This window comes from Vreelandella boliviensis LC1 (genome assembly GCF_000236035.1).
Lineage (GTDB): Bacteria > Pseudomonadota > Gammaproteobacteria > Pseudomonadales > Halomonadaceae > Vreelandella > Vreelandella boliviensis.
In genome coordinates this window covers 1,427,997-1,443,401 of record NZ_JH393257.1, presented here as the reverse complement: position 1 = coordinate 1,443,401, position 15,405 = coordinate 1,427,997, and the positions used below count along the sequence as shown (strand labels likewise).

The 15,405-nt window shown below is 54.5% G+C and carries 16 protein-coding genes; 1 reads left to right on the top strand and 15 read right to left on the bottom strand.

Annotated elements, in window-relative coordinates:
- Window position 1: 1 nt before the first annotated feature.
- The 6 genes from bamJ to KUC_RS06385 all read right to left on the bottom strand — a co-directional run bounded on the left by bamJ (window position 2) and on the right by KUC_RS06385 (window position 5,234).
- Window positions 2–682, bottom strand: a complete 681-nt coding sequence (bamJ, locus tag KUC_RS06410; protein ID WP_007112332.1) for a BamJ family beta-barrel-assembly machinery protein — start codon at window positions 680–682, stop codon at window positions 2–4.
- A 140-nt stretch (window positions 683–822) separates the two neighbouring features.
- Window positions 823–1,266 (bottom strand): universal stress protein, encoded by a 444-nt coding sequence (locus tag KUC_RS06405; protein WP_007112331.1) that lies wholly within the window; start codon window positions 1,264–1,266, stop codon window positions 823–825.
- Window positions 1,267–1,287: 21 nt separating this feature from the next.
- Window positions 1,288–2,571, bottom strand: coding sequence for a TRAP transporter large permease (locus KUC_RS06400; RefSeq protein ID WP_040479747.1), 1,284 nt, complete (start codon window positions 2,569–2,571; stop codon window positions 1,288–1,290).
- Between the two features lie 30 nt (window positions 2,572–2,601).
- Window positions 2,602–3,180: a TRAP transporter small permease gene (locus KUC_RS06395; protein WP_040479744.1), complete on the bottom strand. Its 579-nt coding sequence runs from the start codon at window positions 3,178–3,180 to the stop codon at window positions 2,602–2,604.
- Between the two features lie 295 nt (window positions 3,181–3,475).
- The gene (locus tag KUC_RS06390) at window positions 3,476–4,522 is read right to left on the bottom strand and encodes a TRAP transporter substrate-binding protein (RefSeq protein ID WP_040479741.1); all 1,047 of its coding nucleotides are present in this window, start codon (window positions 4,520–4,522) and stop codon (window positions 3,476–3,478) included.
- Window positions 4,523–4,658: 136 nt separating this feature from the next.
- A complete protein-coding gene (locus KUC_RS06385) occupies window positions 4,659–5,234 on the bottom strand; it encodes a TIGR02444 family protein (RefSeq protein ID WP_040479738.1) in 576 nt (191 codons plus the stop codon).
- 29 nt (window positions 5,235–5,263) lie between these two features.
- Here KUC_RS06385 and KUC_RS06380 point away from each other — a divergent pair, with 29 nt between their 5' ends.
- The gene (locus KUC_RS06380; protein WP_007112326.1) at window positions 5,264–7,240 is read left to right on the top strand and encodes an ATP-binding cassette domain-containing protein; all 1,977 of its coding nucleotides are present in this window, start codon (window positions 5,264–5,266) and stop codon (window positions 7,238–7,240) included.
- Window positions 7,241–7,255: 15 nt separating this feature from the next.
- On the opposite strand, the gene dtd is transcribed toward KUC_RS06380, so the two are convergent.
- From dtd to KUC_RS06335, 9 genes are all read right to left on the bottom strand, one after another.
- A complete protein-coding gene (dtd, locus tag KUC_RS06375) occupies window positions 7,256–7,693 on the bottom strand; it encodes a D-aminoacyl-tRNA deacylase (RefSeq protein ID WP_007112325.1) in 438 nt (145 codons plus the stop codon).
- Window positions 7,694–7,737: 44 nt separating this feature from the next.
- The gene (locus KUC_RS06370) at window positions 7,738–8,322 is read right to left on the bottom strand and encodes a chalcone isomerase family protein (protein ID WP_007112324.1); all 585 of its coding nucleotides are present in this window, start codon (window positions 8,320–8,322) and stop codon (window positions 7,738–7,740) included.
- 122 nt (window positions 8,323–8,444) lie between these two features.
- Complete coding sequence (locus KUC_RS06365) at window positions 8,445–9,290, bottom strand: universal stress protein (RefSeq protein ID WP_007112323.1); 846 nt, start codon at window positions 9,288–9,290, stop codon at window positions 8,445–8,447.
- Between the two features lie 127 nt (window positions 9,291–9,417).
- Window positions 9,418–10,248 carry a bifunctional hydroxymethylpyrimidine kinase/phosphomethylpyrimidine kinase gene (gene thiD, locus KUC_RS06360; protein WP_007112322.1) on the bottom strand — a complete coding sequence of 277 codons (831 nt, stop codon included), beginning with the start codon at window positions 10,246–10,248 and terminating at the stop codon, window positions 9,418–9,420.
- A gap of 169 nt (window positions 10,249–10,417) precedes the next feature.
- Window positions 10,418–11,530 (bottom strand): TRAP transporter substrate-binding protein, encoded by a 1,113-nt coding sequence (locus KUC_RS06355; protein WP_007112320.1) that lies wholly within the window; start codon window positions 11,528–11,530, stop codon window positions 10,418–10,420.
- A gap of 189 nt (window positions 11,531–11,719) precedes the next feature.
- Window positions 11,720–13,123: a TRAP transporter large permease gene (locus KUC_RS06350; RefSeq protein ID WP_007112319.1), complete on the bottom strand. Its 1,404-nt coding sequence runs from the start codon at window positions 13,121–13,123 to the stop codon at window positions 11,720–11,722.
- Window positions 13,123–13,683, bottom strand: coding sequence for a TRAP transporter small permease subunit (locus KUC_RS06345; RefSeq protein WP_007112318.1), 561 nt, complete (start codon window positions 13,681–13,683; stop codon window positions 13,123–13,125). Before KUC_RS06345 ends, KUC_RS06350 begins: the two co-directional genes overlap by 1 nt.
- A 102-nt stretch (window positions 13,684–13,785) precedes the next feature.
- Window positions 13,786–14,622, bottom strand: a complete 837-nt coding sequence (locus tag KUC_RS06340) for an endonuclease/exonuclease/phosphatase family protein (RefSeq protein ID WP_007112317.1) — start codon at window positions 14,620–14,622, stop codon at window positions 13,786–13,788.
- Between the two features lie 2 nt (window positions 14,623–14,624).
- Window positions 14,625–15,257, bottom strand: a complete 633-nt coding sequence (locus KUC_RS06335; RefSeq protein ID WP_040480323.1) for a thiol:disulfide interchange protein DsbA/DsbL — start codon at window positions 15,255–15,257, stop codon at window positions 14,625–14,627.
- Window positions 15,258–15,405: the final 148 nt, after the last annotated feature.

Genomic DNA, 15,405 nt, shown 5'->3' with positions numbered 1-15,405 from the left:
CTTATTCGACGCCTAACAGTTCAACGCGGAACGTTAGCACTTCATTAGGCCCGATCGGACCTTGACCATTCTCGCCATAAGCAATATCCGCTGGGATGTAAAGCATCCAGCTATCGCCGACGCTCATCATTTGTAGCGCTTCCTGCCAACCTTCAATCACTTGGTTGGTTTGAAAGCTGACGGATTCACCGCGATCAAAAGAGCTATCGAAGACAGTACCGTCTAACAGCATGCCTTCATAGTTCACTTCGACGGTATCTTCAGGACCAGGCTTGGCGCCATCGCCGGATTCAAGCACTTCATATTGAAGGCCAGAGTCAGTCACGGTCACTTCCTCGCGCTCAGCGTTCTCGACCAGGAAAGCTTCGCCTGCTTCGAGATTATTCTGCGCTATCTCTTCGGCTTCCGCTTGCCGCGCTTGCATGGACTGCTCCTGGAACGCCATCAACGCTTCGGTCATCTCTTCTTCACTGAGTGCCACATCGTTGCCTTCAAACACATCGCGCATACCGTCTGTGAATGCATCGAGATCTAGGTCTTCGATGTCTGCCTGCATGCTTTCACCCAGGGTGACACCCAGGCTATAAGCCAAGCGCTGTTCATCAGTTTCAGGCGCTGCCGCGGCAAAAGGGGCGACCAAAAGCAAACCTGTCAGAGCCGTGGTAGAGAGCAGTTGTTTCATGAAAGATCCTTTTATCTTGTATATAGCGGCGCCGAACGCCAATCAGTATCACGCAAAGACTAACACCCACCGCCCCGAGCTGCATCTTGGGGGTGGTGGGTGTTAGTAAGACCACAAAATGAGAGAGAGGTTTAGCGGATTTAGACGACCAGCGTGGGGCAGTGTGCTGCACCCGCCACACGCTGAGAAACGCTTCCCAACAACGGGTTCTTCTCGCCATTGGTGCCCTGGGCGCCAATCACAATCAGGTCACACTCCCGCTTACGGGCAAAGCGCACAATAATGCGCGAGGGCCGCCCGCCCTTTACAAAGGCGCGCACGCGGGCACCATCCGCACCCAGTTCAATAGCATGGGATTTCGCATGCACAGCGATCTCGGTGGCGTACTCTTTTAACGCATCGTCAGGAATATCCAGCTGGTTAGGACGCACCATAGAGAGCGAGGCTTCCAGCAAACTATGGTGTTTAAACACGCACAGCAGATAAAGCTCAGCGCCGGTCAGCATATGCAAGCCCACCGCTTTTTCCAGCGCCCTTAAGGCGCCTTTAGAACCATCCACCGGGACTAAAATGCGATTAAACATTCGCGTATTCCTTGTGGCTGTTTAGCGGAAAGCAACATCGCGCAGAAACAGCGCAATTTGCGGGAACATGATCAGTAGAGCGGCGGCTAAAATCAGCATGAAAATAAACGGCGGGGTACCTTTGATCACATCCCAATAGGGGCGTTTGAAAATCGCAATCGCCGTAAAAATATCGCAGCCGAAGGGCGGCGTTGCCGACCCAATGGCCACCTGAAGCGTGATCAAGATACCCACCAGTACAGGATCCAGGCCGGTCGCCGCAATAGCAGGCGCGAAAATGGGTGTTAGCACCAGAATGACCACGATCGGGTCGACAAACATACAGGCAACAAAGAAGGAGATACAGATGGCAATCAATACGCCCGTGGGGCCTGCATCATTGACCCCCACCGCCTCCAGGATCATTTGTGGGATCTGGGCAAACGAAATGATCCACGAGAAGCCATTACCCACCGCGACCAGGATAAATACCACGGCAGTAATCAAACCAGTAGATTTGGCGATGGCATAAATGTCGTTCATTTTGAGCGAGCGGAAGACCACAAACTCGAGCAGAATGGCATACAGCACACAGGCCGCAGCGGCTTCAGTCGGGCTAAAGATACCGCCGTAAATACCACCGACAATAATTACCGGAAAGCCAAGCGGCCAAAGTGCCTGTTGAACCGCTACAGCACGCTCTTTCCAGCTCGATTTTGCTTCCGTGGGCACGTCTTTAACGATGGCGTAGATAATGCAGTAAATCGAGAACATACACAGGATCATTAACCCCGGCCCAATCCCGGCAATGAACAGTTCACCAATCGATGTACCTGATATAACCCCGTAAATAATCATGCCGATACTGGGCGGAATCAAAAACGCAATATCGCTGGCATTGATGATCAGCGCCAGCGTGAAAGAGTCCGAGTAGCCCGCTTTAAGCATTTTCGGACGCAGCGGCGAACCAACGGCGACCACGGTCGCCTGGGTAGAACCTGATACAGCACCAAACAGTGTGCACGAAGCCGCCGTGCTCACCGCCAAGCCGCCTTTAATATGACCGATAAACGCCATGACCATATCGATCAGTCGGTTAGCGGACTGTCCGCGGGTCATGATATCGGCGGCTAGGATAAACATGGGCACAGCGATGAGCGAAGCCGGGCGTATACCCGCCATCATCTGCTGGATCAGCGTATCCATTTGGCCGAAGCCGTTAAACATCATATAGAAGCCAACTACCGCGGCGGTAATCAGCGGAATCATCATTGGAAAGCCCAGCAGCAGCAGGGCAATCATGGTGGTGACCATTATTGTCGTCATAGCTGTTCCCCTAGGGTGCAGTGCCCCGCGTTAGACTTCTGTTTCGGTGTCTTTATAACCATCCACCACGCCCGTCGAAAGATAGACATCGTGGGATGTGACGTTTTTAACGGCGGTCAGCAAGTATTGAATACCGGTGATTAAAAAGCCCATCGGCACCCATAGGTAAATGATCCACACCGGTAAGCCCAGGGAGGGCAAAACGCGACCTTTGCTATGCAGATCAACGATATAAACAACTGAATAGTAGAGGAGGAAAAACATCACCAGCGAGGTAAACAGCGCAATAAAAATCATCAGCACTTTGCGCCCGCCTACCGGCAACGCATCATAAATAGCCGACATGCGTATATGGCGACCATGGCGCGCGGCATAGCCGATTCCCGCAAAGGTAATCATGATGATCAAAATGCGGTTTAACTCACCGGAAAACATGATGCTGTTGCCAAATGCAAAACGAGCGACCACGTTGGTGACCGTATTCAGCGCCATTAGCAAAACACCCATCGCGAGAATCACGGCTTCTATTTTGCTAATTACAGTGTCGATCACGCCTAGTGCCCCCGGCAAACCGGAGCGGTAACTCTTTTCCATCTCATCATCGGTCATGGCCGGACTCCTTTTGAACGGCTCTAACGGCATCAGTTAAGTGCCGTCGGCACAATAAACACAGCGTTATTCCAGACCTATCTAGTCCACACCTACTTCGTGCCACTGGCGAGGAGTTAACTCTAGCGTAACGGCATGGCGCCGCAGGTGATTCAACGCTAGATGTACGTAACCCAGCGGTTACGTTGTTAAAACCGACCCCGAATGACCTACGCCTTAGCACCGCAAAACAAAAAGGGGCAGCCTTTGCTGCCCCTTGATAATCACTCGTGCGCCAGTGTGGCGTAAAGGGTGATTACTCGTTGCTTACGGCTTCAAGGTCAGCTTTAAACTGCTCAAGGAGCTCTGCGCCACCTTCACCCGTCATTTCCAGGAAGCGTTCTTCAACCTGCGGGGCACGCTCACGGAAGGCTTGAATTTGCTCTTCGTCGAGACGTGTCACGGTCACTTTATCAGACGCTGCCTGAATTTTTTCTAGCGACTCTTCAGCCAAGCCTTTGATATGTTCAATCGTGTGGTCATACGCAGCTTCAGAGGCTTCGTTCACAAGCGTTTGATCTTCTTCAGATAGGCCTTCGTAGAAGTCCTGGTTGGCCATCATCGCCGTAGTGAACCAGCCGTGGCCGGTAAATGTCAGGTGCGGAGACACCTCATACAAGCCACCGGACTCGATCCAGAAAATCGGATTCTCTTGACCGTCAATGATGCCAGTCTGCAAACCACCATAGACTTCACCCCACGGCAACGGCGTCGGCGTAGCGCCAAAGGCGTCATATGTCTCTGTCAGTAGCGGGTTAGTCATGGTGCGGATTTTTTTATTATTTAGCTCATCCGGTGTAGCGAACGGCTCATTGGTGGTAATGACCATTTCGCCTTCTGGATACATTTTCAGCAGCTCTAAGCCTTGCTCGGCGTAAAGCGCTGGAAACATCTCGTTGATAGCCTTACTTTCGTCGAAGAACGTCAGTACCGTCTCTTCGTCAGTCGGTAGCAGGTAAGGAATGAAGAAGATTTGTGCTTCAGGGATCAGTGCGCCGGTAAAGCCAGGCGACTGGTTTACGAACTGTAGAATGCCGTTCTGGGTCTGCTCCATAATGTCGTCAGACTCGCCCAGCTCACCAAAGCGGTAAACTTGTACGGTATGGTCTGAATTATCTTCGATATACTCTTTAAAAGCGTAGGCAAAAACGTCTTGAACGTCGCCTTCATACTCTTCGTGGGCGTAGCGCCAGTTATCGGCTTGCGCAGCGGCGCTGAGACCAAACAGCAGTGCACCCACACTTGCCGTGGTCATTAGCTTGCTGGTTACAGAACGAGTAGAAACGGGTTTACTTGCCTTCATGCGATCATCCTCTTGTAGTGGTAAGCGCTTTAGAAGTGCGCAAGAACCATGCTTTTGGAAACACCGGGATCTTTGAAACCAGGGTCTTTAAAACCAAGTATTTCAAAAACAACTTAATTTCAGGCTAGCGCGCTCCTTAGTGAGGGTCAAGCTGGCAAGTAAGCGTTTGTAGCGCTTTAAGCACCACCGATTGGCTGTTAGTCATAGCTCTCGACTGATGATCGCTCTGAGTATAAAAAAGCTGCTTTCGTAACCATTTGGCCGCATTTGGGGACATTTCGATAACATTTACCACACGTTGCTCAGCGCTTGTCGACTCCCAAACCCACGCTTGCCAACGTTGAAGGTTCTCACGCTCAGCCATCAACTCCGCCTGCTTAATCGTCTCGCGCAGAGCTGCTACGGACTCGCTTTCCGACGCAGAGGCTTTTAAATCGCGACGTAACCCGCGCAATACCTCCGTTACATGGCACTGCCAAAGGCGTCGCTGCTCACGCTGACTAGCGACCGCTGCTGGCATAGCTTCCAGGCCGCATGAGTAGAGCCAGCAATGAAACAGCGCCTCGCAAATATCCAGCCCGGCATCCTCTTGAAGCGTCAAGCAAGCCGCCTCAACACCCGGCCGGGCGTAGAGCGCCAACGCAAAATCCCATAACGGTGTCTGCTGTAGGCGCTGCAATCGGGTAGAATCAAGTGCAATAGAGTTTCGCATCAAATGACCCACTTTCTTCGGGAGAAGGCATGATCGCACTGCGCCAAGTCGCCCTGCAACGCGGCACGCAAACGCTACTCGACAACGCGGATGTTACCCTTCATAACGGGGTAAAAGCCGGGATTATCGGGGCAAACGGCGCCGGTAAATCGAGCCTATTCAAACTCCTCCTCGGTGAGCTTGCCCCCGACCAGGGCGATATCGAGATGAGCGGCGGCCAGCGCATCGCACATATGGCCCAGGAAGTTGACGCCCTCGACCGTCCGATTATCGAGTATGTACTTGATGGCGACTTGGCGCTACGCCAAGCAGAAGCTGACTTACTGGCGGCCCGGGAAGCCGGTGAAGCCCACCGGGAAGCCGAACTGCACGGTTTAATCGAGACACTGGATGGCTACCGAGCAGAGTCACGTGCGGCGCAGTTGCTGGTGGGGTTGGGCTTCGTCCAGACTGATCTCGCCCGCCCACTTTCCGCGTTTTCTGGTGGCTGGCGGATGCGGGTCAACCTCGCCCGAACGCTGTTTATGCCGTCTGATCTACTGCTGCTGGATGAGCCTACCAACCACCTGGATCTGGATGCCCTACTGTGGCTGGAGCAGTGGCTTACCCGCTACCCTGGCACGCTGCTACTGATTTCCCATGACCGCGATTTTTTGGACGCCGTATGCGACCACATCGTGCATATGCATCACCAAACGCTGGAGCTATACCGCGGCAATTACTCCCAATTTGAGCGTACCCGCGCCGAAAAGCTTGCCCTACAGCAAGCTGAAGCCGCCAAGCAGCAGGCACGCCGGGAGGAGATCGAGCGCTTTATCGCCCGTTTTAGAGCCCAGGCAACCAAGGCAAAGCAGGCGCAAAGTCGGGTCAAGATGCTCGAGCGCATGGAGGATATCGCTGTCGCCCATGTGGATTCGCCCTTTCATTTCACACTGCCTGCCGCCGATAAAACCTCACACCCACTGCTGGTGCTGGATCAGGCGCAGCTTGGTTATCGAGGTGAAAAGGGCGACGGAAGTGACGACAATGTCCAGTTGGACAAGGTCAATGTTACCTTGCTGCCCGGTAGCCGCATAGGCCTGCTCGGCCCCAATGGAGCGGGTAAATCGACGCTAATTAAGTCGCTAACCGGGGAGCTGGAGCTGCTTAATGGCAAGCGCGTGCCCGGCGAGCATTTGGCGATTGGCTACTTCGCTCAACACCAGCTTGAGAGTCTGGACGTTTCATCGACGCCCTTTGTACATGTCCAGCGCCTCTCGCCCACCGCCAGCGATCAGGATATCCGCAACTTTTTGGGCGGCTTTGGTTTTAAGGGCGATGATGCCTTCGGCAAAGTTGCCAACTACTCTGGGGGCGAGAAAGCCCGCCTGGCGCTGGCACTTGTCGCCTGGCAGAAACCCAACCTGCTACTGCTCGATGAGCCCACCAACCACCTGGATTTAGAGATGCGCGAGGCGCTGACCCAAGCGCTGGCAAGCTTCGAAGGCACGGTTATTCTGGTCTCCCACGACCGTCACCTGCTGCGCGCCACAGTCGATGAATTTTGGAAGGTGGCGGATAACCGCGTCGAGCCCTTCGATGGCAATTTGGAAGACTACCGGGTTTGGCTCAAAGCGCGCCTGGAAGAGAGTCGCCGGGATTCCCGCGGTGAAAAAGCCGAGCGTCAGAACCAGCAACCCAGCGGCGACAGCCGTGAAGCGCGCAAAGCGTCACGCAAAGCGGCCGCCGAGCTGCGCGAGAAGTTGCGCCCGCTGAAAAAGCAGCGTGACCAGGCGGAAAAAGCCATGGAAAAGGCCCAGCAGGAGCTTGATAAGGTAGAGCAAGCGCTGGCAGACCCAGAGCTTTATACAGACAGCGCTCGCAAAGCCGAACTGACCAAGACGCTTAGTCAGCAAGCGGAGATTAAAGCACGCTTGGATGAGTCAGAACGGCAGTGGCTGAGCGCCGAGGAGGCGTTGGAGACAATGGAAGCAGAGCTGCTCGCCAGCGAAGGGGCGGAAAGCTAGTCCTCGAGAACCGGGCTAACTTTCGAGCAAAAACGTTACCGGGCCATCGTTGATTAGCGCTACCTGCATATCGGCGCCAAATTCACCGGTGGCGACATGCGGCCAGGCAGTGCGAGCTTGTGCAACCAGCAAGTTAAACATCTCTTCACCCTGGGCTGGAGGAGCAGCGCTGGAGAAGCTGGGCCGTAGCCCTTTACGGGTATCCGCCGCCAGGGTGAACTGGGAGACGAGCAGCAAGCCACCGTTCACCTGCTGCAGGTTGTGATTCATCTTGCCGTCGGCGTCGCTGAATACCCGGTAGTGGAGGAGTTTGTGCAGCAGCCTTTCAACGCTGGCCACGTCATCGTGCTTCTCCACCCCTACCAGCGCCAGCAGCCCGTGGTCGATACTTGCGACGATATCACCATCTACTTCCACGCTGGCGCGCTTAACGCGCTGAATGAGTGCCTTCACAAAGCTTCTCCGAACTGACAAACGGCCATTATAACGACCGCTTGTTAGTTTTTCCCTAGCAGCGCATCGCGGAAGTCGTCATTCAGAGGCCGCTCGCCCAGCCATATACCAAACATGGCGCTGGCCAATTCTGCGTTACCGCCCTCAAATAGCGTTTCGCCATTGAGCGCCAGGCGCAAAGCATCACCGTCCCAACTCAGCACATAACGATCTTGCGGCTCGACGTCCTGATAGCTTCGATTAAAAGCGTTAATATCTGCTTCTAGCTGCGAATACTCATAAGCAGTGAGGCTCTTCTTAAGGCTTTCTGTGGTGGCTTCGGCGAAGTCCGGGGCGTCGATGGCGTGAAAATAGGCAAGTTCCAGGCGCCGTGGCAGGTCATCCAACGGCTGCGGCTGCGTTTTACCTGCCGCTTGATAATAGGCGCCCGCGTAGGCAGTCCAAATCATGTAACGAAACACACCGCTACCGATAAGACTATAGCGCTGGCCGTGCTCCTCTACCGTGCGCTCAAACGCTTCGCCTTTCTCAGTCACACTGCTGGCCATCGCCCAAGGCATTAGCAATAGGCCGCTTAACAGCAATAATATTTGTACGGCGCGCCTAGCGCCTAATAAGCATGTGGGCATAGAACCTCCTCCTGGCAGCATAACTATACATACCATTGCGCCAAATAAAGGTTCCGTACAACATCCATTACTGCCCGTACACTATTGAATTACCCGTACCCTGTTGAATAAATAGTGCCCGCTTACCAAGCGCGGCAGAGCATTAGATCGCAGTGCGGTTCACACAGCAGCATCTCGGTTAGTTGGCTGGTGTGGTGGGGCTGCCCACGACTGCCGATCATCACGAGATCGGGGGAGTGGCGCTTCATATACGCCTGCAGCACATCGCAGGGCGTGCCTTGTTCTAGCACCAACTCAACATCGGGCACTCCCTCTAACTCGCGCATCAGACTATCGACTTCGTTGCTCAACTGTTCGCGCAGGCGCTGCACTTCATGTTCACGCCAGTGGGCGTAATAGGCTTGCGAACCCAACTCGCGTTCGCCGGGCAGTGTCCAGGCATGCAGCAGGGTAAGCGTGGCTTCAGGAAAGCGGATTAGCGCCTCTTTCAAGGTATGTCGCGCCGTCAGCGAAAAATCGATAGGCACCAGGATATGCTGCCAGGGCTGGGTCGGCTGGTGAGAAGAGACAACGACAGGGCATGGCGCGCTGCGCAGCACGCGCATTGTGGTGGTACCCGCCAGCAGGTCTTTTTGCCCGCGCTTGCGATGCATGCCCAGCACAATCAACTCGGCGTTGCGCTCATGGGCCTCGCGGACGATTTCAACATGAGGCGAGCCGGTCACGGTTTGGATCAACGTTTTCGGCGCCTCAAGGGCGTAGTCTTCGCGTAGATCCGTCAACATGGTGGTGATGTCTTCCACCACAGCGCTCTCAACATCAAGTAGCACACGCCGCGGGAGATAAGGATCCAACACGTGCAGAACGTCTAGTTGAACACCCTGGGCATAGGCCAAACGTAACGCCCGCGCAAAAGCGGCACGATTGTCTGCGGAAAGATCAGTGGCAAACAGGATAGTGCGAGGCATGGCAAAAAGCTCCTCGGCTGAGCAACTCAGCCTTACAAGCCGTTAAGCAAACACTTCTTAGCATGGTTTGTAATGCCCATTCTCGCAAGCTATCTGTTGCCCAAATGCCACTGGGCAGAAGACAACATCACCACCAAGCGTGAAAATGGTGCACCGGCCCACGTCCTTTTCCCACACTTAAGCGCACGCTCGCCTCTAAGGCCGCATGCAACCACTGCTTGGCATCGCTGATGGCGCCTACCGGGGCATCCACGTCGGCATCCTCTGGTAGCTTCGCTAGGCAGGCGGCAATCGCCGAGGAGAGCGCCCAGCCGGTACCGTGCAAATTATCGGTATCGATGCGCGAAGCGGGTAACCACTCATGGCCATTGGGAGTTGCTAGCAGATCCGGGCAGGTTGCCCCACGCAGATGGCCGCCTTTCAACACCACATAGGGCGCGCCCAATTGCGTTAACCCCGGCAGCATCGCTTCCATGGCATCTAAACTAGTAGGTGACGGCGTGTCGAGCAATACTGCAGCTTCCGGCAAATTAGGGGTGATCACATCGGCCAGAGGCACGAGAATATCGCGCACGGCGCGAATGCCTTCATCGTCGACCAAGATATCGCCGCTCTTAGCGACCATTACTGGGTCGAGCACAATCCAGCGTGGGCGGCGCTGACGCAGCACATCGGCGATCACCTCGGCGACCTCGCGGCTGGCCACCATGCCAATTTTAACCGCCTCTATCGCCACATCATCCAGCAGATGTTCCAACTGCTCGCGAATGGCCTGGGGAGAGACGGGATGCACCGAGGCCACGCCGCAGGTGTTTTGGGCAATCACCGCGGTAATCACGTTGGTGCCGTAAACGCCGAGGGCTGAAAAGGTTTTCAGATCACCTTGCAGCCCCGCGCCCCCCGAGGGGTCGGAGCCGGCGATAGTAAGCACATTGCGAAGACGGGAATGGGTAGACATGGGGCTCCTTCACGGCAAAATCGGCAACAAACGCCACTGTGCGTCTGCTTTTAAGATACCCACTAGGATACCCAAGCTGCGCGCCTTATGCTGCCGAAAACGTACCTGCCAGCCACACAAAAGCCGCCCGCAGGCGGCCATTGCGTTCGTGTACGTTGAACACGGCAAACTATTGAGCGGTGTCACCTTCCGGGTTGCGGGCGTTGTAGTACGCCTGCTCGGAGATGGCGTGGTAATCCACAACTTTTTCCTGGAACGCTTGATAAGAGTCATAGATACGCGTGGCTAATTCGCTCGATTCCGCCAACTCTGCAACCACATCAGCCGAATGCTCACGCGCCTGGGCCAGTACGTCGTCAGGAATTCGACGTAACTCGACTTCATGCTCGTTGACCAGGGTTTCCAGCGCATCGTTGTTACGCGCGGTGTACTCATCCAGTACGCTTTGATTAATGTCACTAATAGCGGTTCGCAGGATCGCCTGCAGATCCGCTGGCAGCTCCGCGAAAGCCTCTTCGTTAACGATCGCCTCGAACATTACTGTCGGCTCGTGCCAGCCTGGATAGTAGTAATAGTCGGCGGCTTGATGCAGGCCAAATGCCAGGTCATTGTAAGGACCAATCCACTCTGTTGCGTCAATCGCACCCGACTGCAGCGAGGTAAAGATTTCCCCACCCGGCATGTTCACAATCGCCACGCCCATGCGGCTCATTACTTCGCCACCTAAGCCAGGCATCCGCATTTTCAGACCGTTTAGGTCGTCAACCGAGTTAATCTCTTTGTTGTACCAGCCGCCCATCTGAACGCCTGAGGCACCAGCCACCATCACGTCGACGCCGAAATCATCGTAAAGCTCGTTCCACAGCTCCATACCGCCGCCATAGCTCAGCCATGCGTTCATTTCTTGGGCGTTCATACCAAACGGCACGGCGGCGAAGAACTGTGCAGCAGGGGCCTTGCCCTTCCAATAGTAGGAGGCGGAGTGGCCTAGTTCAGCGGTGCCGTCGGCAACGGCGTCAAACACCTCAAACCCCGGCACCAACTGACCAGCACCGAAGACTTCAATGGTCAGACGACCATCAGACATTTCGTCGACCAGTTGCGATAGGCGCTCGGGGCCTTGACCAACACCTGGGAAATTTTTCGGCCAGGAGGTGACCATTTTCCACCGGAACTCATCTTCTTGTGCCTGGGCGTGATTATCAAAGCTAGAGACCACCAGCAAACTGGCGGAAAGTGCGGTCGTCATGGCAATGGCGACTGGGAGTGTTTTGGCTTTCATACAATAACCCTCTTACTTTCTATTATTACTATTATTGAATAGGGAATACCCCGCCTAGCGTAGAACACTAGGCGTTTTGCTACAGGCCATTCATGGCTATTTACTGCTTTTTTAATTAGGTTGCCACATATATCCGTTGATAGCTGCATTGTTTTTCAACTAACCATGCATCAACTAATCGCACATTTACTAAAACTGACCGGGAAGCCATGTTGCTAGCTGCGGGAAGAAACTCAACATGAGCAACATACCCAGTTGCATCAGGATAAACGGGATAACGCCGCGGTAAATAGCCGACGTAGACACAGACGGCGGCGCCACACCGCGCAGGTAGAACAGCGCGAAGCCAAACGGTGGCGTTAAGAATGACGTTTGCAGGTTTATCGCGATCATGATGCCCAGCCAAATCGGGTCAAGCCCCATGGCGAGCAGAATCGGCCCGACGATCGGCACCACCACAAAGGTGATTTCGATAAAGTCGAGAATAAAGCCGAGCAGGAAGATAACCAGCATGACGATGATCGTGGCGCCCAACACGCCGCCGGGCATACCCTCGAACAGCTCGGTCACCATGTGTTCACCGCCGTAGGCACGAAAGACCAGCGAAAACAGCGCTGCACCAATCAGGATCATAAACACCATGGTGGTGACATGAGTGGTCGAGCGCAGCACGTCTTTCAGAGTCGCCCAATCGAGCTGACGATAAGCCAGTGCCAACACCAGAGCACCAAAGGCGCCTACCGCAGAGGCCTCTGTGGGCGTGGCAAAACCGCTTAGAATCGAGCCTAATACCGCCACAATCAGCACCACGGGGGGCACCAGTCCTTTGAGCAGCAGCATGCCAATTCCCGAGGTATGGCCAAGCTCAGCCATTAACTCTTCGCGGTCGGCAGCAGGCGCCATGTGCGGGCGCAACCACGCCACCAGGGCCACGTAAATCATATACATCACGACCAGCAATAACCCAGGCACAAGCGCGCCCATAAACAGGTCGCCAACAGAGACTGTTTTAGGGCTAAAAATTCCCATATCCAACTGCGCTTGCTGATACGCCGATGACAGCACATCACCAAGCAGTACCAGGGCAATGGAAGGCGGAATAATCTGCCCCAGCGTGCCGGTAGCACAGATAGTGCCGGTCGCCAGTGACGTGCTATAGCCACGCTTTAGCATGGTGGGTAGCGACATCAGCCCCATAGTGACCACCGTAGCCCCCACAATACCGGTAGAGGCAGCCATCAACATACCCACCAGCGTCACCGAAATACCCAAACCACCGCGCATGGCGCCAAACAGCAGGGCCATGGCATCTAACAGTGTCTCAGCCACTTTGGATTTTTCCAGCAACACGCCCATCAACACAAATAGTGGCACCGCTAACAGTGTTTGGTTGGTCATAATGCCGTAGAGCCGATTGGGCAATGCGGCGAGATAGCCACTATCAAAGTTGGCGTCGATACCTATCGCTTCCAGACCCAGCCCCATACCGGCAAACAGCAGCGCCGTGCCTGCCAGCGAGAGTGCTACGGGAAAGCCGAACATCAACACAATGCATATAACGGCAAATAAAATAATCGGCATGAATTCCAGCATCAAACACGCTCCTCAAGATGATTGCCACCAGCAGCAGACGGTACTATCCGCCCGGCCATCACGTAGCCATTGCGCACAATCTCAATCACGCCTTGTACGATCATCAGCACGGCAAACAGCGGTATTAAGGTTTTCAGTGCATACACGGCCGGAATACCGCCGTAATCAGGGGAGCTTTCCAGGATACGCCAGGAATTAGCGACGTAGCCTAGGCTAGAAGCAATGATAAAGATCATCACCGGAATCAGTAGCGTAATAATGCCCACGACATTGATTAACGCTTGGCGGCGCGGGGTCATGCCTCGATAGAAAATATCAACCCGCACGTGGCCGTCGTGGCGAAACGTATAGGCGGCCGCAAGCATAAAGACACTGGCGTGCATATACATCACTAGCTCTTGCATAAAAATGCTGTTCACACTGAAGGCATAACGAAGCAGTACAATCGCGAACTGAATCAACATCATAATGATGATCAGCCACGCAAGGGTACGTCCGAACCACTCTGAAGCGCGGTCCAGCGCACCAATAAATGCAGGTAGTTGTGTTGTGTCCGACATGGGAGTGTCTCGCGTAAAACGGCTAAGGGGTGTCAGCGCCCCAGACAATAGCGCATATACGCGGACAATGCAGCGCCCACACGCTGCACAGCGTGCTTATTATTAAACGCTTGGGCGAATTGCCGCTAAGCAAGCTTCGGGCAAGGGTAGATCGACAGCGATCGGTAGGTGGTCAGAGAACAGGTTATCTAATACCCGCACTTCTGCGGCCTCTAACGATTGCGACAACAGGATATGATCCAGCGCATGGCGGGGCTGCCAGGAGGGGTAACTGAGTAAGGGTTTAACCGGGTGCAGCGGTAGCGACGCACTAAAACGCTCATGAGCATGCAACTGGTCAGGGGTGCAGTTGAGATCCCCCATTACCACCACGTGGCGCAGAGGCTGGATAATCTCGCTTAAATAGTTGAGCTGACGCACCCGGCCACGATGGCTTAGCGCCAGGTGGGCAACAAATATATGCAGCGCATCCGGCCCTTCACCAAAGCGTGCGTGGATGGCTCCGCGACCAGGCATCGCGCCTGGCAAACGGTGCTCTTCTATTTGGCTAGGCACCAAACGCGAGAGTAAACCGTTACTGTGCTGAGCGATGCGGCCCAGATTCCGGTTGAGCTGCTGAACATGGTGGGGAAACCCCGCTTTGGCAGCGAGATACTCCACTTGGTTGACGCGGCTTGAGCGAAAACTGCCGCCATCGACCTCTTGGAGCCCCACAACGTCAAACTTGCTCAGCACTTCACCCATCACATCCAGCCGCTTTTGGCGACGCGGGTGCGGCAGCAGGTGCTGCCAGCTGCGTGTGAGATAGTGATGATACGCCGAAGTCTGGATGCCCACCTGCAAATTAAAGGTCAGCAAACGCAAGTGCCCATCTTCAAACAGCGTCGAGCGTGGGCCGATTATCGCTGTATCATCACGCTCTCTCGCTTCACGTAACACGGTTATTCCGCGCGCTCAGCACGCACCTGCTCGACCAACGCTTCAGCGATTTTCGGCATGTTTTCCAGGCTGCCAGCTGAACTTGGCGTTACCAGAAAACGACCATCAATCACCAATGCAGGTACACCCATCAACTTCATTTCACGCATGCGGTTGTTGGCTTCATTCACTTCGCTGCGGACACTAAAGTCGGTCAGCGCTTGTTTGGCCTCTTCTTCACTAACGCCATAGTTGGCGAAAAACGCAGCAATTTCATCGGGCTCTGTGAGCGACTGATTTTCCTGATGGATGGCATTAAAGAAGTCGGCGTGTAGCTCATCTTCGATGCCCAGCGATTCAGCTGCATAGAACGCTGTAGCGTGGGTGTTCCAATCACCGCCCATCGTGGCAGGCATATGCTCTACGCTAACGTCGTCGTCCAATGTCTCGTACCACTCGTTGACCGGTGTTTGCAGGCGGTAGCAGTGAGGGCAGCCAAACCAAAACACTTCGGTAACGGCTATTTTCCCTTCATCAGCGTGGGTCTCTACGGGAGACTCAAACAGCTCATAGTGCTGGCCTTCAACCACTTCCTGGGCACTCACTACCGCTGAAAGCCCCAAACCGGCCAGTGCGACCATTAGCGTTTTTAACATCGCTTGCGTTTTAGACATCTTAAAAGTCTCTCCATGGGTAAGCGAGAAGTGAGACCGTAGATACATTAGCGGGTTCCCTCAGCTAGCAAACGTTGCCAAGAACGTTGCCAAGTGAGGGCCCGCAAACGGCATAAGGAAGTGTTTAGGC

Excerpts from the sequence above, each read along its gene's own strand:
- KUC_RS06390 (WP_040479741.1), bottom strand. The coding sequence starts at position 4,522 with ATGAAGGCAAGTAAACCCGTTTCTACTCGTTCTGTAACCAGCAAGCTA.
- KUC_RS06365 (WP_007112323.1), bottom strand. The coding sequence starts at position 9,290 with ATGCCTCGCACTATCCTGTTTGCCACTGATCTTTCCGCAGACAATCGT.
- KUC_RS06405 (WP_007112331.1), bottom strand. The coding sequence starts at position 1,266 with ATGTTTAATCGCATTTTAGTCCCGGTGGATGGTTCTAAAGGCGCCTTA.
- thiD (WP_007112322.1), bottom strand. The coding sequence starts at position 10,248 with ATGTCTACCCATTCCCGTCTTCGCAATGTGCTTACTATCGCCGGCTCC.
- KUC_RS06345 (WP_007112318.1), bottom strand. The coding sequence starts at position 13,683 with ATGTCGGACACAACACAACTACCTGCATTTATTGGTGCGCTGGACCGC.
- KUC_RS06370 (WP_007112324.1), bottom strand. The coding sequence starts at position 8,322 with ATGCCCACATGCTTATTAGGCGCTAGGCGCGCCGTACAAATATTATTG.
- KUC_RS06380 (WP_007112326.1), top strand. The coding sequence starts at position 5,264 with ATGATCGCACTGCGCCAAGTCGCCCTGCAACGCGGCACGCAAACGCTA.
- KUC_RS06385 (WP_040479738.1), bottom strand. The coding sequence starts at position 5,234 with ATGCGAAACTCTATTGCACTTGATTCTACCCGATTGCAGCGCCTACAG.
- bamJ (WP_007112332.1), bottom strand. The coding sequence starts at position 682 with ATGAAACAACTGCTCTCTACCACGGCTCTGACAGGTTTGCTTTTGGTC.
- KUC_RS06395 (WP_040479744.1), bottom strand. The coding sequence starts at position 3,180 with ATGACCGATGATGAGATGGAAAAGAGTTACCGCTCCGGTTTGCCGGGG.
- KUC_RS06335 (WP_040480323.1), bottom strand. The coding sequence starts at position 15,257 with ATGTTAAAAACGCTAATGGTCGCACTGGCCGGTTTGGGGCTTTCAGCG.
- KUC_RS06350 (WP_007112319.1), bottom strand. The coding sequence starts at position 13,123 with ATGCTGGAATTCATGCCGATTATTTTATTTGCCGTTATATGCATTGTG.
- KUC_RS06400 (WP_040479747.1), bottom strand. The coding sequence starts at position 2,571 with ATGACGACAATAATGGTCACCACCATGATTGCCCTGCTGCTGCTGGGC.
- KUC_RS06355 (WP_007112320.1), bottom strand. The coding sequence starts at position 11,530 with ATGAAAGCCAAAACACTCCCAGTCGCCATTGCCATGACGACCGCACTT.